15 protein-coding genes are annotated in these 19,125 nt (G+C 33.6%); all 15 read left to right on the forward strand.

What is annotated here, in order from left to right; translation table 11 throughout:
• Positions 1-3: 3 nt before the first annotated feature.
• Entirely contained in the window at positions 4-2,862 is a 2,859-nt protein-coding gene (locus DW173_RS20745; protein WP_120145134.1) for a virulence factor SrfC family protein, read from the forward strand.
• A gap of 5 nt (positions 2,863-2,867) precedes the next feature.
• Positions 2,868-5,714: a S8 family peptidase gene (locus DW173_RS20750; RefSeq protein WP_120145135.1), complete on the forward strand. Its 2,847-nt coding sequence runs from the start codon at positions 2,868-2,870 to the stop codon at positions 5,712-5,714.
• 20 nt (positions 5,715-5,734) lie between these two features.
• A complete protein-coding gene (locus DW173_RS20755; RefSeq protein WP_117809632.1) occupies positions 5,735-6,646 on the forward strand; it encodes a hypothetical protein in 912 nt (303 codons plus the stop codon).
• A 30-nt stretch (positions 6,647-6,676) separates the two neighbouring features.
• A complete protein-coding gene (locus DW173_RS20760; protein ID WP_120145136.1) occupies positions 6,677-8,386 on the forward strand; it encodes a hypothetical protein in 1,710 nt (569 codons plus the stop codon).
• Positions 8,387-8,390: 4 nt separating this feature from the next.
• Entirely contained in the window at positions 8,391-10,172 is a 1,782-nt protein-coding gene (locus DW173_RS20765; RefSeq protein WP_120145137.1) for a hypothetical protein, read from the forward strand.
• A 4-nt stretch (positions 10,173-10,176) separates the two neighbouring features.
• Positions 10,177-11,166: a hypothetical protein gene (locus DW173_RS20770; RefSeq protein WP_120145138.1), complete on the forward strand. Its 990-nt coding sequence runs from the start codon at positions 10,177-10,179 to the stop codon at positions 11,164-11,166.
• Position 11,167: 1 nt separating this feature from the next.
• A complete protein-coding gene (locus tag DW173_RS20775) occupies positions 11,168-11,911 on the forward strand; it encodes a hypothetical protein (protein WP_120145139.1) in 744 nt (247 codons plus the stop codon).
• A gap of 27 nt (positions 11,912-11,938) precedes the next feature.
• Complete coding sequence (locus DW173_RS20780) at positions 11,939-13,522, forward strand: hypothetical protein (RefSeq protein WP_120145140.1); 1,584 nt, start codon at positions 11,939-11,941, stop codon at positions 13,520-13,522.
• Positions 13,523-13,548: 26 nt separating this feature from the next.
• Positions 13,549-14,886: a GH25 family lysozyme gene (locus DW173_RS20785; RefSeq protein ID WP_158593290.1), complete on the forward strand. Its 1,338-nt coding sequence runs from the start codon at positions 13,549-13,551 to the stop codon at positions 14,884-14,886.
• A 13-nt stretch (positions 14,887-14,899) separates the two neighbouring features.
• On the forward strand, positions 14,900-15,802 hold the full coding sequence (locus DW173_RS20790) for a hypothetical protein (protein ID WP_118220104.1): 903 nt from the start codon (positions 14,900-14,902) through the stop codon (positions 15,800-15,802).
• A gap of 111 nt (positions 15,803-15,913) precedes the next feature.
• The gene (locus DW173_RS20795; protein ID WP_118220103.1) at positions 15,914-16,285 is read left to right on the forward strand and encodes a hypothetical protein; all 372 of its coding nucleotides are present in this window, start codon (positions 15,914-15,916) and stop codon (positions 16,283-16,285) included.
• Positions 16,286-16,294: 9 nt separating this feature from the next.
• On the forward strand, positions 16,295-16,951 hold the full coding sequence (locus DW173_RS20800; protein ID WP_117809642.1) for a hypothetical protein: 657 nt from the start codon (positions 16,295-16,297) through the stop codon (positions 16,949-16,951).
• Positions 16,952-16,970: 19 nt separating this feature from the next.
• Positions 16,971-17,822: a caspase family protein gene (locus tag DW173_RS20805; RefSeq protein WP_120145143.1), complete on the forward strand. Its 852-nt coding sequence runs from the start codon at positions 16,971-16,973 to the stop codon at positions 17,820-17,822.
• A gap of 354 nt (positions 17,823-18,176) precedes the next feature.
• Positions 18,177-18,485, forward strand: coding sequence for an RNA polymerase sigma factor (locus DW173_RS23760; protein WP_147402060.1), 309 nt, complete (start codon positions 18,177-18,179; stop codon positions 18,483-18,485).
• On the forward strand, positions 18,463-19,122 hold the full coding sequence (locus tag DW173_RS20815; RefSeq protein ID WP_120145145.1) for a hypothetical protein: 660 nt from the start codon (positions 18,463-18,465) through the stop codon (positions 19,120-19,122). Before DW173_RS23760 ends, DW173_RS20815 begins: the two co-directional genes overlap by 23 nt.
• Positions 19,123-19,125: the final 3 nt, after the last annotated feature.

The raw sequence follows: 19,125 nt of genomic DNA on the forward strand, positions 1-19,125 counted from the left end.
TTTATGGAAAATATAGATGTACAGATTAATTTGTTGAACCAATCAATAGGCTGGTTGGAAACATATCATGGAAATAATATTTCAGAGATAAATAGATTAAAAAACTTTAGGCGCAAATTGAAAACTATAAAATTTGCAATAGAAGAAAGATGTTCAGCTGCAGCGTATGGAGAAAGTCAAGCAGGAAAATCTTACTTGATGGATAGTCTGCTATCTCAAATCGGAAAGCCATTCTCTGTTGATTTCGGGAAAGAAAAACCGGTCTTTGTTGATGAAATTAATCCTAGTGGTGGAAAAAATGTTAAACGAGAATCGACAGGAGTTATAACACGCTTTACTACACGCTGTAATAATTCTATGATGACAGAATATGTGAAAGTGCGTAATTTCACTATTGTAGATATTATATTATTTCTCTCCGATTCTTATTATAAGGATATTAAAATTCATCCGGAAACAGCATTGGACCTCAATGACTTGAACAAAGAAATTGAAAAGACATTGAATGAAGTCGTTGACAAAAATTACAATCAGAATTACATAACGGACGATGATATATACGATATATCTGATTATTTTAAACAAATAGTTGGGAGTAATGCCATTACCATTATTCAATCTGAATTTGCCTTGGCGGTGTCGAGGGTAATATCTCATATTCGCTTGGAAAATTGGCCGAGGTTGTTTACTCTATTATGGAATAAGAATAAAGACATAACGGACTTATTTACTTTATTGATTAGTGAATTACAGAAAATGTCTTTTCAAATGGATGTGTATGTACCTTATCAGGCATTATTGTATAAAAATGGAACTTTACTTGATATCAACTGGACAGACGAAATTTTAGGGGATGGGGAGATGGCGAGGAAATATCATTGTACAACAGATGTGTATGATTCTACAGGAATGCTTTTGGCTAAAGACATTAGAAAAGCTAGTTTGTGTGCTTTAGCAGCTGAACTGACATTTACTCTTTCTCCTGATTCTATTGATAATGAACGAATGAGGTTTTTAAGTAATATTGATTTGCTAGACTTCCCAGGTTCATGTCCGCGTGAAAAGATTTATGAAAGGGATATAGAGAAAGAAATGTCTAAATTAATCCGGCGCGGACGTGTTTCCTATTTATTTAATAAGTATTCTAATGCCAAAAGAATTGGAGCTATACTCTTTTGTAAAGATGGAGGAGATGGAAAGGATACTGAAATGGGGGAGACTCTAAATAATTGGATTGTTGACAATATTGGTGAGACACCTCGGGAACGGAGTGTGTTTATAAAAGATGCAGGAGGTATTTCGCCATTTTTTGTTGTTGCTACAAAATTTAATTTTGAATTAGCCCATACTAATCAAAAACGTGGCGATAACTTAAATGATAAATGGGATGATAGATTTAAACCTCTTGCTGAAAAAGTATTGAAAGTATGTACCTATGATTGGTTCAATAATTGGATTGTTGCGTCAGAGGAGAATGTACATATGAATAGTTGTTATTTTAGGAATATTTATTTGCTTCGTAGCTTCTTTTGGTCAATTAACCAAAATATATTCAAAGAATATAAAGAGGGAAACGATACGAAAGAGAAAGAAGTGTGTCCTGCGGAATATCCTGAGTATAGAGTGCACTTGAAAGAAAGTTTTAAAAAGTATCCTTTTGTAATCGATCATTTTTCTGATCCTGAACAGGCCTGGAATGATGTGGCTTCTCCTAATAGCGATGGCTCGTTAGCTATTATTGAGAGTTTAAACAAGATTGCTCCCCAGTTGGATGATGCGCGAAGGAAGAAATATGAAAACGAGGTAGATAATATAAAATGCGATGCATTAGATATAATATCTGCACATTTTGTATCGGATAATCCTGTTGAGAAGTTAAATACAGTCAAGCAAAAGCTAGGAAGAATCCGTTGTGATATTGATGTGTTATTTGGAAAAGAGCCGGCAATTTTTGGACAGTTGGTGAAAGAGTTAATGATTTATCCAATAGAGATAAAAAAAATAGTATTTAAAATTATCAAGAATTATGTTGAAATACCTCCTGTGAGTTCAGTTGTGGCAAATATTCGTTTAAGTGCTAAAATAGATTTCACAAATGACTGGGAGGAACGATTAAAACGTTTGCGTACATACTACTCTCATAAAGATGAAGAGGGGGTTGCCCAATGGTTGTCTAAAGATAATCTTACTATTGAGGATATAATCGGGAGTAAAAGAAGTAATAATAAAGAAGATGGAAGGGATGATATGGATACTACTCAAGGTGGAATAATCTCTTCAAAAATATATCAGTATTGGATTGAGCATTTGATGAATGAAGTTGCTCTTAACTTGTCATCATTATTTGATTGCGTAGATGACATAGTGAATTTATTGAAGGATTTATTCATTCGATTAGGAATGAAGAACCGGATCATGCAGATTACAGAACAATATTTGAAAGAATATAACGATGATATGGTTTCTGAAGTTATAGCAGATGCGGTGGCATTGACATTAAATAATTTTTCCAGAAATTTCGGAAGGGATTATATGGACGGGAAGGATTTGAATTATATTGAAACTACTGCACAAAGATATGGGTTTGATGTTGATTTGCATTGTGATGAAACATCCGTTACTTCAGGAACTGTAGCAGATGTACTTTCAGACTTGGAGAACTCTGCTGATATTCTTAAAAAACAATGGGTGGAGGAGAAAGAAGTAAAAATCTTGAAACGGCTTCCTATGTATGATAACTATTGGAAATGGAAAAATAATCTGGAAATGGGATTGATCTTGGTTAGTGATATGCCGGATGGAAATCCTGAAGCTAATAAATCTATTCAGAAGATAAAAGAACAATATAGTAATTTGATGTAAATATTATGGGCATTCAAGTTCTTTATAATAAGAAGGCTTTATGCTATATTGATAAAGCTGATTTTTGCGATATACAGGGAATAGGCTCCACGCCTTTATATAATATTTATGAGAGTGTTGAAAGCATTGTTAATAAATATATAACCGAAGAGTATAGAGGCTTCTTGGCACAGCCTGTTGTCAATAATGCAACTGAAACAATAGAGTGGTATGCTCATGAATGGAAAGAGATACCAGTGCATTACACTCAATTGGACGGGAAGGAAAAAATGCAATATGAACAGATTAAAGATGAAACGATAAATTGTTATACAAATGCTCTGGAACAAATAGAGAATTCGGATGAAAAAAATATCTTGAAAGGAGCTATAAAATATTTATGTGATGAATATATCTATTGTTATGATGGCAAAGTGGTATTAGGTATTTGGGGGATGAAGCATCGCGCTAATTTGCATAAATCATTTGGAGAGATTATTCATGATTATGATGAATGTTCAATTTATAAAATAACCTTTGACGTTGAAGATAACGCTGTATTTTCTAATCATTATGAGCAGAAAATTAGTAGAAGGCAAAACTATATTTTGACGAAAGAAGATTTGCCGGTAATAAAGGAGAAAGAAGGATGTAGATTTGTAAGATGGATACCAGAACCAATCGGATATAAAATTGATAATGATTGTGTGTTTAAGGCTTTATTTGAGAAGTCGTATGAAGTTCGCTTCAATGCAGGGGATTATGGCACATTCACAGGTGGTCTGACTGAAGATTTTATATTTGAATTGCCGGAAGGAGAAATAATATCTTCGGCAATGATTCCTGAGGTTATTCCACAAGAGGGATATAAGTTTGTAGGTTGGTCTTCTTTACCTGAAAACTTTCAAATTGATAAAGATATTGTTTTTACTGCTAAATATGAAAAAAAGATTGTAGAACAGAAAGCTAATATCATTGATGATGAGGATATTCCAGTTTCTCCAAAACGTCCGGATTTTCCAGATCCTGAGGTAGATGAGTATATATGTGCGTTTGACGCAGGTGATAATGGTACAATTAAGGGAGATTGTGAAATTAGAAAGAATAGAGGATATGTAATATCTTCGGGAGATATACCTGTTGTAGAACCTCATGAAGGATATAGATTTATAGGATGGAATATGAATCCCGAAGGTTGTAGCTTGACTAAGAATATTATCTTTAAAGCTAAATACGAAGAAGATAATAAGAAGATGCCGTGGTATAAGAGATTTTGGTTTTCAAACGGATGTTTGAGGAGGTTATTATGGCTTCTTTTATTGTTGTTGCTACTTTTATTATTATGGTTTATTCTAAGGTCTTGTTTGGAGGATCGCAGAGCAGTTCCTGTTCTTGGTACAAATGAAAGTGGTCCGGTTATAGGCTTGCCTGATAATATATATGATGGTGAGGTAATTGATCCGAATACAGGAATTGTATATGATAATGAATATCTCCCGAAGCGTCTGGGAGTTCCTCCTTTTAAAGATGAGGATGGTAACTTATTACCGTATAGCGAGACTCCTGATGGACGTAATATTTTCAATAATCTGATAGATATATATTTTGAAGATAAGCCTGATTTGAATCAATTTGCTGCGGATTTTAAGAAAGAATATCCGGGAGAGGAATTTGAAATAGTAGGTTTTGATCCTAATATCCCGATGGTGCAATTATTTGTTCCTGCTGAGAAAAGAGAAATGTTGCTTAATGAATTGTCGTCAAAATTGTCTCAGTATAAAATGTATGTGGTTGAAGTGGAAAAACTGGATATAAATGGCGGAATGGGATTTTTGAAGGAGTCGGGCACTGATTCGGGGTGGCATTTGAAAGCAGTAAATGCTTATGAGGCCTGGAAAATAACGAAAGGTAATGAAGATATTGTTATAGCTGTGGTGGATGATGGCATAGACATAAAGCATAACTTGTTAAAGAATAAAATTATAAAATCTTATAATGTTTTTACACAATCTACCACTGTTTCTGTTGGTGAAGGGCATGGAACGCATGTGGCAGGATTAGCTGCAGCGGATAGTGAACTGGATAAAGGAGTGTCCGGAATAGCGCCTTTGTGTAAAATAATGCCTATACAAGTTTTTGATGGAGAAAATACTTCGACTACTGCTTGGGTTAATGGCATTATGTATGCCATTCATAATGGTGCGGATGTAATAAATACGTCTATTACAACTGTCTTTAAATCTGATATTCCGCATGATGTACAGGAAGAATTGATACGGAACAAATTCAAGATTAAAGAAAATATGTGGAAGTGGATATTAAACACTGCTAAAAAATATAATTCTATATTGGTGTTTTCTGCCGGTAATAATTCGGTGTTGACAAATTTGCCACCAGAGCATCGTACCGGTTGCAGTTTAAATGTAACTGCTATCGGAAAAGATTTCAAAGCTGCTGAATTTACCAATTATGGAGATGGTTCTGTAATTGCTGCTCCCGGAGTTGATATCTATAGTACGTTTCCTGTAAATAGTTATAATTACTGTGATGGTACAAGTATGGCTGCCCCTATAGTCGCTGGGGCGGTTGCATTGATGAAATCGGTAAAAAAGGACCTGACTGTTGAGCAAATATCGAATATTCTCATCAAAACAGGTAAGAATATTGATAGTAATGTTGGACCGTTAATACAAGTAGACAAGGCTTTAATCATGCTACGTAACGGGGATTATGAGGAGCATCCTCAACCCATACAGAAACTAAAGGAACATGAAGAAGGATGGGTGGATTATGAGTCGATCAGAAGAAAAATCAAGGAGCATCAACATCAAATTGAAGAATTGAAGAAACAATTGCCTGAGTATAAGAAATGATTTAAATTATTGATATTGTTATGAGAAATCAGAAACTTAGATTTACGTTTGGGCATATATTAGCCTATATCTCGTTGATTTTTATTGGTTATATCTCTTTTCTGGGATTAACTTATTGGGGAGATGGTAATTTTATACTATCCGGAATACTTACAGGGGTAATGGTATTGATATTATTGGGCTTGATGACTTATTTGCAAGGATTAAAAGCTGTTGCCCGCTATTTTAAAATACGAATAAAGATTGAGCGCATCTGTCTCCTTATCTTCATCTTGTTTTCTATTATTTCGAGTTTGCCCTTTTTGCATTTTTGGACAGTTTTTTCAAATGAAGATGTTCTGTCTACGAGTTTTTCCAAGTCGATAGATAAGAGCAAAGCCGTTTTTGATGCCTATGAAATATACGCGAATAATCGCGTTCAGGTATATACAAATGATCTGGATCGTGTGATTAGGGCAAAAAATAATTCTCCCTCCCAGTATGTTAATTATGGATTTATGGAAGGTAAAGATGATAATTTTCAGAAAGAAAAAAAAATAGATAAATTGAGGGGACAACACCTTCTTTCCGAAAACTATGATAACATAAAAGTACCCACAATTGATTGGCTGGATAAGGCTCGGAGTAATGCGAATGTTTGGAATCCTTTTTTCTTGAACAATGTAAAAACTATATCTTCTGTTATATCTGATAAGATAACTGAACTCCATAAAATGTCTGAAACACTTTGTCCGAATGAATCAGCCGAGCCTTTTGCGTATTCTATAACATTTGAAGATGTGACAAATCTATATACTATTTTTAATAGGACACCTGCATTGATAGGGCTGTTGTTAGCTATCATTTGTTATGCTTTGCTTCTTTTTCCATATGCATTGCAAACTCGTAACACGAAAAGTACATATACTTTATTTAAATATTCAAATAAATAGAACTTACAACATATAAATAATAAAACGAACATGGAAGAACTGGATATAGTGGAAGAACAGGATATATTTGATAACATTGCAGATTTGACTCCTGAACAGATTTATTTTTTTATAAAACAAAAGAAGTTTACGACTTTTGATAGACTAAAAGATCCGAGGAATACAGGAGGCGATTTTGACATAGCTAAGCAGAAAAAGGTGGATGAGTTGATAAAGAATGGTGAGGATTATGATTGGCAAGCAGCTTGCGAAGCAGATACAATTGAAGCCTATGATAACTATCTGATGACTTGGCAAGAAGGTAAATATCGCTCGGAAGCTCGAGAACGGAAAAAGAAATGTGTTTCCAATGAGGAAATAATAGCATGGAAAGCGGCTTGTGAAGCAAATAGTGTTGAAGGCTATGATAATTACCTTAGAAGCTGGCAAGAAGGAAAATTTCGTGATCAAGCACGAGAGAATAAAGCTAAGATAGGGCAAAAGCAGGAGGAGGAAGATTGGAAGAAATTAAATAAAAGGTCAAAAGATTCTTTACAGGAATTTTTAAAGAAGTATCCCAACGGAATGTTTGCCAAAAATGCAGAGGACCTTTTATTTAATGATGATGTTGTTGATTCTTTAAAAGCAAAGATTGTATATATTTATACTGATGGTAGTGGATATATTGACCCAGATGAGGCGGTTGTCGAGCTTATACGATCTAACATAGAACAGCAGATAATTTCAAAAGATGATTTGGTGAGCTTAATTGCTGAGGATCACAATTTATTAAATTCATTAGTAATTAAAAGGTTAAATGAGTATGATATTATAAGTCGTAGAGATTTGGTAGGTTATGTTGATAATAAGTTTCTTAGGTATCTTCTTGATAATGTGGATAATGATTGTTACGACAATGTTGAATCTTCGTTACCGGATTCGATACCTGATGAGTTTACTGAAGTTTATTTCTGGGGTATTCCGGCTTCAGGAAAAACATGTGCTTTAGGCGGAATACTTAGTGCGGCAAAGGAATATGCAGAAAATATACAATATGATATTGAAAGTAAGGCATATGATTATATGACGAGGCTTGCTTCTACATTTAAGATAGAGACTGTGTGTACATTGCCTTTCGGCACCCCTAAAGGAATGATTCATGAGATGAGATTTACATTAACTGATAAAAAAAAGAAGGATCATCCTATAGCTTTTCTGGATTTTGCAGGTGAAATCTTTACTTGTATGCACAAAAGCATAGCTGGGAAGGTATTGGCTGATGAGGAACAAAAAACATTGGAAAAACTAAATGAGTTATTGTCAAATAGAAAGACTCGCAAAATTCATTTTTTTGTTGTGGAATGTGGAGGAGAGAAAAAACGCTATCAGAACCTTTGCCAAGATGATTATTTAGCTTCTTCTGTAGGGTATCTGGCCAATTTAATTGATGTTATGAAGGAGTCTACTGATGGCGTTTATTTACTCGTGACCAAATGGGATAAGCAGACAGATCAAAGTGTGGATGTAGAAACTTACGTGAAAAGAAACTATAGGTCACTTTATCAGAATCTTAGTATTTTATGCGAAAAGAATGACATTAACAATCAGGTAATAAATGTAGAGTATTTTACTCTAGGTGAAGTTTGTTTTCAGAATTATTGTTGTTTTAATCCTGATGCATCCAAAGCAATAGTAGATATATTAATGGAACGTTCAGCTGCAGTTAGTGGAACGACATGGATTGATATTTTTAAATTATAAATGTATGTTAGGAGTATATATTGTAAGATATCAGGGAGGGCCAACCACTCTTTATGGTGAAGATGTTGAGTGGAAGACTGTAATTCTTGATTTGCGCGATGATTTTATGAATTTATCAAAAAATCAAGATATAGAAGAATTTTATCCGGTAATAGCTTCAGATCTGGGTATTTGTGTAGGAGTTGTACGTATGCTTCCAGGCAGTCGCCCAAATGATCATCTCGTTGCGTGGTTGTTCATTCCCCCAGGGACATCTATTTCTGGCCAAAAGTTGTATGATAAGTTGAGAAAATTAAGAGAAATTATTGGAGAATCCAAAATAGATGTTGATAAATGTCGTAAAATAGAAGACTGGGAAAGTGATAATGATACTAATTTTCTTTTATCAAAGCAAAAGTCTGATTCTAAGGCGTATTTTCGTGTAGAGACAACTGATTTTAATATGATTGAGATTTTGGATAAGCTATATCAAGAATCCTATTTTTATTATAAGGTTGTTTATCTTTTAAAGATGAAGGACAGAAGTTGCAGCTTTCCGGTAAATTGGGATATGGAAAATATATCTGAGAAATTCGTGGAGGAAACTAAGGTTCTGCGAATACCTCAGATACCTGATGGTGTCAAAGTTATAATTGGAGAGTCTACTTTATCTACGGAGAATAACAATAACATTGGGAATTATCGTATTCCAAGCAACATTGATGAAGCAGAAGTAACTAGGGATGGGTTTAAAAACATTTTGGTGAGTGGATTATCAGATTTCGAAAATGATCATTTCTTTTCTAATCTTTCATGGGAAAAAATAATAAAAAGGGATTTTTTTATTATAAATGGTTCGGATAAGAATAACAAGGAGATACCTAGTTTTACTCTTTATCTTAATAATCAGCAGTTGTACTCTGAGATTTGTTTACCGGAAAACGAACTTTCTAAAGTTGATATTGCAGTTGAGGCCAATGGTTATAAGAAATTTAAAGGTGCTGTTGATTTAAAGAACTATTCATCAAAATCTCCATTTGTAATTGAGTTGACGAAAGAAGAGAAGACTTATGATTTAGTTATTCCTTATTCTGTCAAAAGTAGAAAGGATAAAATTAAATACCCTATTTCTATAGAAAATTGGAGAGAATGTAGTATTGAGGGGTATCGGAAGAATGAATGTAAAAATGAAATACGCTTCGAATATGATTCTCGTTATTGGATTAGGTCAAATGGTAAGTTGATTATATTAGTTCTATTTCTTGTATTATTGTTGGGAGGAGGTATTGGTACCGGTATGGAATTTATGATTGCTAAGAATTATATTTCTGAAATGGAAAAAGAAAAAAGTGATTCAATATGTAAATTGAATGATAAAATATTACAATTAGAAAAAAAACAGAAATCGGTTACCTTTGTAAATACTGATGTTTCAGCTAATATCAACAACACTATTATCGACAATAGTGCAATTTTATATTTGGATAGTAATAAAGTTTGGCAGCGTGGTCAAATGAATAGCATTAAATGCCTAGAAGGACTTTGGGATGATTTGAATAGTCGAAAAAAAACACGAATAATGAAGTGGAATGAAAAATTATCTCAAAGTAATAAATGGAAAAAAATAAGGGATAATGTTAAAATAAATGGTTCTACTCATTTTAGGGATACAACTAAGAGGCAATATGATATAGTTGTAGAAGATTATATAAAATCTTTTCAATCAAAAACTGGTGCGACAAAATCTACTAAGTCAGAGACAACTGCAAAAACAACAACAGTGTCTGGACTTCAAACCCAAGAATGAAATTATGTTCAATAGAATAGTTAAAATATTATTGTTAACTGTAGCAATATGTACCGTAATAGGAGGAATTTTTTACTTTGTAAAAGATATAATAGTATCTCCTAAAAAACTTGATTTGACTAATCAATATGTTTCTAAAATTAAGAACGATATTGATCAGATATATTCATGTAAATCATCTTTTATAGAGATAGATTCTTTATATGAGATGATAGATTATAATATAATAGATTATAATCAAGATAAGTTGTTTTCGGAGAAGGATTATAATTTGTTACTTGAAAATTTTATCTCTGCATATACTCCCGTTTTTATAGACCAATCTTTTGAAACATTTAAGCGACCTGTATGGTCTACTGATGATAACGAATATATGCAAAGTCGGATTTTGAAATTGAAAGCATATAAAGTAGAGCACTCAGGAAAAATTGTATCTGCATTGGAAAACAATTCACCAAATTACAAAAAGTTGGATTCTATTCAGAATGTAATAAACTGCTATAATGAGGCAAAGGCTTTAATAAACAAAACATCTTTTGATGGGATTTCGAATGTGCGTATACGTATAAGCCGGGCGCATGAATTGAGCTCAATGCCTCATTTGTGCAACTGTAGAGAAATAGTAGATGGTTTAAATAAATTGCCTTTGGATATTCATAGTTCACATTATCGTTATATTGAGAGCATTCCGGGACGTTTTAGGAATTATCGCAGCTATGATCGTGATTCATATAGTAGGAATACAGAAAAGCTATTTGAAGCTATGAATGATTATTCTACTTATGCTGGAGAATTGTATGGTCTTTCATATAGAGTCAGTGCACTTAAGGAAGAATGTGGAGATATATATATTCAAGCTATTGAATATTATAATTGGCAAGATGCTTGTACAGAAAATACCCAAGAAGCATATCGGCACTATTTGGATCTATATCCTGATGGTCCTCATTCGGGGGAAGCAAAACAAAATATGCAAAAAATGAATAACTACTAGTATGAAGAAATTTATTTTACTATTGATGTTATTTTCTTTTATAGAAAATATTGTTGCTCAGAATGAAGTAACTTCAACTCTGGTTAAAGGGCGAGAAAAGCATATAGCCGGGTTGCAAGTCGATTCAATAATGTTATTGGATTCGATGGCTCAAAGATTGTATCCTTTGATAAATCAATTAATACGGGATTTGAGGATACAGAATAATTCTAATATAGAAACTCAACAGAATAATGAAGAGTTAAAGAAAGAGAATGACCGGTTGAAGATAGTCAATAGCAACTTAACAGGAAAATTAGATACTATGTATGTACAGATTGCAATGACCTATTTGAGCTTGAAATATTCTCCGACTAGAGTAAAGCTTGCTTTAGAAATGTTTGATAGAATTGCTAATGAGCAAGTCAAAACAGAATATTCCTGGGTAAATAAAATGCTGAAAGAGTATGAAAAATCAATGGTTGAAGTAAAAACAGTAGTTCAACGGGCGCAAAATGATGCGGTTCGTATGGAAAAGCCGATGAAAGAAATGTACGCAGATGCCTATATGAATAAAATAAAAGAAATGTCTTATTATAAAATGTATTATAGAGGTAAGTCTGTCATCGAATATCTGGACAATGAAATAACAAAAGTCTTAAAATTATTAGATGCTCATAAAAACAAGTATCAGAATTATACCGCTGATTTTACAGAAGTGATAAACAACTTGACTTTTGAAGACACAACGGGGACAGTACAGTGATTATATTTACTTTTAATGTGACAAGATATGCTAGGTTTGTATATTGCTGAATGTAATGTTGAAGCAAAGATAAGATATCTTAGTAAGCAACATGAATGGATAGGAGATTTGCCTGATTTAAATATATATTTGAAGGAAATATATGGAGAGAAATCTCTGAAAGCTTGTTATCCAGTATTTGTTAATCAAAACGGATGCTACATCGGAGTTATTCGCATGCTTTCAAGTGTGAACTCGATAGAATATATTATTGCTTGGTTGTTCATACCTCAAGGAATGTATATCTCTGCGTGCGTTTTACGTAATAAACTGCAGGAACTTCAATTCATTATAAACAAGAATGAAATTGATGAGCAAGAGTGTATTTCTATAGAAAATATAGATAAGGAGGAAAGATTAGTCATTGTTCCACGGTCTTGGCAATTTTCAGAAAAAATTGCATACAGGCGCGTTGAGCTAACTGATTATTCATGGAGTGAAATGTTTCAATGGCTATATCAGGATTGGCTTTTCAACTATAAACTTGTATTCTTAGTGGAGATGGACTGTCATCTCTCCTTTTCTTCTTCATTGATGAATGATATATCAGGAGAAAAGCTTATAGAATATCATGATGTGCATTTGACTCAATTTTTGAATAGCGTTTGCTTGCAAATAGGGAATAGTAAAATAAGAGGAGAGGAAACTCCGTGTGTAATCTGTGTTAAGGATTTAAATATTCCTGTCCAGTTGAATATGAATGGCAATGATGTTAGCACTAGCTATACATTAAATGAAATAAGTGCACCAGATTTTCCTCAAAAATTGCATTGTGAAAGAACTGAAACGAATGAATATCTTGGTGAGTCGTCAGCCAATGATATGCAAATAAATAATGATGGTGATGATTCTGCAATTAATTTGCATTCCAAGAGGTCGTATATATTGTGTCTGCCTTATGAAGTTAAAGGAAAACGGTACTTTGGGCATCTTCAAACTAATGAAGGAGCGTTTAATGCAAGAGACTACAAAATTGCAGGCTATAAAATAGATAAGATTCAAGAAAACCAAATATTTTTTAGTTCGTCTGGATATAAAATGAAAAAGCGTTTTTATATTATTTTACTCTTGTTGAGTATCGGTATAGGCTGGGCGACAAGTTATATGTTTAGAAATGATTTGTTGGAAAATGAGATAAATAAAAATGGTTTAGATACATCTGGATCATTAGCCTTTATAGAAGAGGATTTGCCAAACTTAAGTGAATCTTCAGGCGATGTGGCTAGGCAAATTATTGATGCGTGCAATTACCTAAATTCTAATGAAATATGGAATCGTGATTCAATGAACGCTCGTCCATATATTGTGGGATTATGGGATGATTTGAATCGCCGAAATTCAAAGAATATAATTGATATATGGACTCCTAGACTTGTTGAGATTGGGGTTCATCGGTGGCCGGAAATATTGGAAGCTTGCAGAAAAATTCCTGTAAAAAATTATGATAATATTTTTATGCTAGGAGAAAATCTTGACATGGATGTTTATATAGAATTAGCTTATTGTGATAAGCATTCTGCAGGGAAGGTGAGGTCAATATCTAAGAACGAAAGAATTCCAACACTACATTGATGTTTAAAATTTCATGTATATATAGTATGAAGCTGTTTAATTGTATATTAGGAATTATTGTTGTTTGCTCAATCTTTTCCTGTAGTAAATACTATAGAAAAATGGTATGTGATGAAGGGCATTATTATGGAGAGACACTGAATGGAGTTAGGTCAGGAAATGGTATATTATATTATAACAATGGATTACGATATGAGGGTGATTGGAAAGATGGGATGAGATCAGGTAGAGGTATCCTATTGTATCCTAATGGAGATAAATACGAAGGTGAATTTCATGATGATAAAATGCATGGTAGAGGTGTGTTAAGATATGGGGATGGAGACATATTTCATGGAATTTGGGTGAATGGTCTGAAGACAGGAGTGGGAATTTTGAAAACGAGAAAGGGAAATACTTATCAAGGGATCTGGAGAAAAGACAAGTTGTATAAAGGAACCATGATTAACGATAGTAATAAATATGTCGGGAGTTTCAGTGAATTAGCTCCCAATGGTTTTGGAATTTATTATTATAGTAATGGAATGAAATATGTTGGAAATTGGAGTTTGGGACGAAAAAATGGGTTGGGAACATTATATCTAAGTGAAGGGAAGATTGAGTGCGGGCAATGGATTAATGGTGTACTCTCGAAGATGGAAGGAAATTATGCAATTGGTGATTCTATATATGGTATAGATCTTTCTTATCGGCAGGAAAATGTTAACTGGGATGATTTGATGCTAATTGCGGATAAAAAAGGCAATATTGTATGTGGAGAAACTTCTGGTTTAAAATATTATCAACCTATTTTTTTCGCTTTGATAAAAGCCACTGAGGGATCAACTATTAAAGACTCATATTTTGAACGTAATTTTAGTTTGGCAAAGGAACACGGAGTTGTTCGTGGGGCTTATCATTTTCTGAGTACAAAGTCGCCTATAAATACTCAGATTGAGAACTATATCAGTCGTGTAAAGTTGGATGAAGGAGATTTACCTCCTATATTGGACTTGGAAATACCTAAAGAAGTAATGTTGAATGTAGGAGTTGATTCCGTGTTAAATATGGCTTTAGAATGGCTAAAGCAAATTGAGTCTCATTATAACAGGCTGCCAATAATTTATACGTTTTACAATTATAAAAAGGATTATCTGAATCGACCGGAGTTTGATAAATATGATTATTGGTTAGCCCGGTATGCTGAACTTCCTCCACATTCTGAACCTTGGAGGTTTTGGCAATTTACGAATAAGGGTAAGATATCGGGAATAAAGGGAGAAATTGATATAAATACTTTTCACGGATCTTATGCGGACTTTAATAAATATATAGTTAATGGTGTGAAAAAGAAAGTTACTTCAATGAAAATAGATAGTTTATAATTGAAATTTGCGTATGAAAACTCTAAAAATGGATTTAAAGAAATCTGTGTATTTCTTTTTCGTTCTCTTTCTTTGTTTTGTCTCTTTTTCTTGTGGGCACAGTAATTTGTCGAAGGAACTTACTGCAGAACGTGATTCGTTGATAAAAGTAAATCAACAGCAAAATGAAGCTTTGACAGAAATAACATCTACTATTGCGCAGGTCTCTGTTACTCTTGATTCGATTGCTAAGCATGAACAAATCTTATATTCAAATCGTGATATTGAGGGACGGGTGTTAAGCAGAAAAAAGATTCTTGAGAATTTATCATTTTTTGAGAATTTGCTTACTGAAAAAAGTAAGGAAATGAAAGCAATGGAAGAATCATTATCTAATAAGGATGGAAATATTAGAAAATTTCAAATAATGATTGATTATTTGGTTAATGAAATTGATAAGAAAAATGAAAATATAAGGGTACTTCGTAGAGAATTGGAGCGTAAGAATGGCAATATTTCGATTCTTACTGATAAGTTATCATCATTAAAAAATGATGTATTGACTTTGAATGATACTATATCCATGCTACAAGAAAAAACAGAAACATTTAGTGAACAAGAGAAAAAGATAAATGAGGTTTATTATACGATAGGTACTAAAAAAGATCTGATAGCTCGTGGACTTCTTTCATCCCGAGGATTATTTGCAAAGAAAAGAATAGATTATTCATCTTTGGATACCTCAATGTTTGTGAAGGCAGATATGCGTTTTCTAAAGCAACTGATAATTGTGGGTAAAGAACCTCAAATACTTACAAATGTAGTTTCTACATCATATACGCTTACAGAAAATGGGCGAGACTCATATATTCTTAAAATTATTGATTCTATTAGTTTTTGGAGTGTAAGCAAATATTTGATTATTCAAATAAAATAAATAGGTGAATCTTTTATAAATAATTTGATTGCATGTTAGAAAATGAAAGTTAAGTGCTCATTATAAACATATGTTATTCTATTTTGAATTGAACTTTAAATTATATCTGACATGAAACGATTATTGTTATTGGAGATTATTGGATTATTGTCTATACTGTCTGCTTATCCACTAAGTCGAGATTATTATTTGAAACAGGCTGAAAGTTATCAGCGTGAAGCCAAATATTATTTTAATCAGGCGGAAGGTTATGAACGAGATGCTGAGTATTATAATAACCAGGCACAAAAGTACCTGAAGGATGCTGAATATTATGCAGGTAAAGGGGATTTGGATAAAGTAGCTACCTATCAGAGATGGGCAAATGATGCTATAGATAAGGCCAAAACACGTACACGGTGGGCGAAAGATGCCAGAGATAAAGGTAAAACTAGGCTGGAATGGGCTAGAGAAGCTTTAAGAAAAGCTAGTAATGAAAATTGAAAAATATAAATGATGAAAAAAATATTTCTAAGTATGTCCTTTTGTGTGGCATTATTTGCATCTTGTGGAGGTAATGCTAATCATGATGTAGTGAAAACTGATAAAACAGTTGTTAGCCAGGCGAAATCAAAACAGGAGAATAAAACAAGAACTATTCATGTTTATTTTTTCGGTGATTTCCCTTCTAATCTAGGAAGCCAAATGATTAAGGAACTTCGAAAAGTATACTCTTCGGTACATTTTGAAGGACGAATATCTTTGCCTGATTCTGCTTATTATGTACCAAGAAACAGATATCTGGCAGCTAAGTTATTGAATACAATGATGACTTTACAACTGAATAATGATATGGTCTTAGGAATGACGACAAAGGATATTAGTCTGAAATACAAAGAACATGAGAATTGGGGAGTGATGGGATTAAGCTATTTGAATAAAAGGGCTGCTGTAATATCCACTTATCGACTCCGTATCCCATCAAAACGTACAGAGCATTTGAGGAAGTTAATGTTACATGAACTAGGACATGTAGAAGGTTTGCCTCATTGTAAAGCGGAACATTGCATAATGCATGATGCGGAAGGTCAGAATCGATTTTCTCAGTTAGACGATTTTTGTTCTTCCTGCAAAGCAGTTTTTAAAAGTAAAGGTTGGGATATGAATTAAGTCAGGAATCGTTTGGAACATGAAGCTGAAAATATTAATAGGGATGTTCAGTATGTTTTTCTTTCTGTCTTTGCAAGCGCAGAATAAAAGAGCATTAGTAATAGGATTAGGTGAATATGAAGATACTAGCTGGTCTGCTGTTCATGGTGATAAGGATGTCCCTATTATCGTGGAAATGCTGAAATACTATAAATATAATGATGTAAAGACGTTGGTGAATAAGCAAGCTACCAAGAAACAAATAGTCTCTGAATTTCAAAAACTGGCAAAACGATGTTTAGCTGGTGATATTGTCTATATTCATTTCTCCGGACATGGGCAACGAATGACGGATATAGACGGAGATGAAGAGGATGGTTTGGATGAGGCTTGGATTCCTTATGACGGATATTTGCAATATAGTAATAAAGATCGTGGAGAGAAACATCTGGTAGATGATGAGATCGGCTTACTATTGACAAATATACATAATAAAATAGGAACGTCGGGACATCTGTTGGTAGCAGTAGATGCATGCCATAGTGGAGATTCTTCGAGAGATATAAGCAAGGAGTGTGTGAGAGGTACGGAGAGGAAGTTTGTGATTCCCATTGATCCTGCTCTTGTCGTCAAAAAAGAAAAGACTCCGGAGTATTGGCTGACGCTGAGTGCTTGCAAGAATTATCAGTCTAATACAGAATTACCGGATGGATATGGAAAATTGAGTTATGGCTTGTATAAACATAAAGAATCATTGGGTAGACTGTCTAATGATCAATTAATCCAATTAATAAAATCATTTATGGATGAGAATCGGAGAGGTTTGCCGCAGACTCCTGTGTTGACTGGGAAATCCGGATATAAAGTCTTTAATGTATTTGGAGGAAAATAGTTGATGTGGGGATTTAAATCATATACGGATGAATTTTACATCCTGGAAATTCAAAAAGAAAACATGAAAGTGATTAATCATTTTCATACTTACTGTAGAGATTATTTTCGTAAAACTTATAAGAAGCTGTTTCAGGAAGAAAATCTGGAAGATGATTTTTTTCAGGAGTCATTTGTGAAACTTTGGAAAGAGATCCGGCGTTGTTCTATTTTTGTACAAAATAATCAAATTTACAAGAGAAATGCTGCTGGAGAGATAAATCTGTTAAAATGCAGTTTGCGGACATATCTGATAGATATCACCAAAAATGATTATAACCAATATCTCAGAAAAAAAGAAGTAAGTGCACGGGATATGAAACAGCTTTTGAATAGTAAGATGAGTGAGGCAGACGTTACTACTCATACGGAAGATTTGAAATCGAAAATTGTTTCAGAATGTGTAAAGAACCTGCCCGATTCTTGCTACAAGATTATTTCACTTTTCTATTACGAGCAAAAGAATTACGATGAAATCATGGAGATGTCAGATAATTATACAAGTAAGGATGCATTGAAAACACGGAAATATAAATGTATGGAACAATTGCAAAAGCGTATTGAAGAAAAGTTTAATATGTATAACTTGAAACCTTATCTACATGAAAGAGGAAACTTTAAATAAAATAGATCGCTACCTACGTGGAGAGATGACGGAGCGTGAGAAGAATGCCTTTGAGAATATATTGGCAGGAGATGATGCTTTACGCCAGCGTGTAGAATTGATGAAAGATATAATAGATGCAGTTGAAACACGTGCAATGAAAGAGCATTTGGTAGCACTGGATGTAGTACGGTCCAGGCGAAACCAGGTTTACAAGATTGGAAGAATCGTATCTGTTTTGGCTGCTTGTTTAGTATTGGCTGTTTTCTTTTTTCATGTAGGAGATGATCATTTGTCTATCCCTGTGTCTATCCCATCAGACTTGGGAATGTACCAACGGGGAGGAACACATACTCAGAATGTCGTGAAGTTATTGAATGATAGCCAATATGATGAAGCTTTGATTTTAGTAGATTCTTTGAGAATTGTATATAGGAGTGAAGACTCTCTGGTACTAGCTAAAAAGATAAAGACAGAGGAAGATGTTTATATACATGAATGCGACTCTATTGTTCTTTATCAGTTAGAGTGGTTACGTATTCAATCATTAATCGGGCAAAAAAAATATAATGAAGTCCGTGAATCGTTAGAACAGTATAGATTACAAGAAGGCGATTATCGCGATAAGGCGGATTCATTATGGATGTTGCTTAGATAAAAG

Origin of the sequence: Bacteroides sp. AM16-13, assembly GCF_003602705.1 — a bacterium.
Taxonomy (GTDB): domain Bacteria; phylum Bacteroidota; class Bacteroidia; order Bacteroidales; family Bacteroidaceae; genus Bacteroides; species Bacteroides xylanisolvens.

Coding starts and splice junctions, on each gene's coding strand:
- DW173_RS20765 (WP_120145137.1), top strand. CDS start 8,391: ATGTTAGGAGTATATATTGTAAGATATCAGGGAGGGCCAACCACTCTT.
- DW173_RS20795 (WP_118220103.1), top strand. CDS start 15,914: ATGAAACGATTATTGTTATTGGAGATTATTGGATTATTGTCTATACTG.
- DW173_RS20750 (WP_120145135.1), top strand. CDS start 2,868: ATGGGCATTCAAGTTCTTTATAATAAGAAGGCTTTATGCTATATTGAT.
- DW173_RS20785 (WP_158593290.1), top strand. CDS start 13,549: ATGAAGCTGTTTAATTGTATATTAGGAATTATTGTTGTTTGCTCAATC.
- DW173_RS20760 (WP_120145136.1), top strand. CDS start 6,677: ATGGAAGAACTGGATATAGTGGAAGAACAGGATATATTTGATAACATT.
- DW173_RS20780 (WP_120145140.1), top strand. CDS start 11,939: ATGCTAGGTTTGTATATTGCTGAATGTAATGTTGAAGCAAAGATAAGA.
- DW173_RS20770 (WP_120145138.1), top strand. CDS start 10,177: ATGTTCAATAGAATAGTTAAAATATTATTGTTAACTGTAGCAATATGT.
- DW173_RS23760 (WP_147402060.1), top strand. CDS start 18,177: ATGAAACAGCTTTTGAATAGTAAGATGAGTGAGGCAGACGTTACTACT.
- DW173_RS20790 (WP_118220104.1), top strand. CDS start 14,900: ATGAAAACTCTAAAAATGGATTTAAAGAAATCTGTGTATTTCTTTTTC.
- DW173_RS20815 (WP_120145145.1), top strand. CDS start 18,463: ATGAAAGAGGAAACTTTAAATAAAATAGATCGCTACCTACGTGGAGAG.
- DW173_RS20805 (WP_120145143.1), top strand. CDS start 16,971: ATGAAGCTGAAAATATTAATAGGGATGTTCAGTATGTTTTTCTTTCTG.
- DW173_RS20800 (WP_117809642.1), top strand. CDS start 16,295: ATGATGAAAAAAATATTTCTAAGTATGTCCTTTTGTGTGGCATTATTT.
- DW173_RS20775 (WP_120145139.1), top strand. CDS start 11,168: ATGAAGAAATTTATTTTACTATTGATGTTATTTTCTTTTATAGAAAAT.
- DW173_RS20745 (WP_120145134.1), top strand. CDS start 4: ATGGAAAATATAGATGTACAGATTAATTTGTTGAACCAATCAATAGGC.
- DW173_RS20755 (WP_117809632.1), top strand. CDS start 5,735: ATGAGAAATCAGAAACTTAGATTTACGTTTGGGCATATATTAGCCTAT.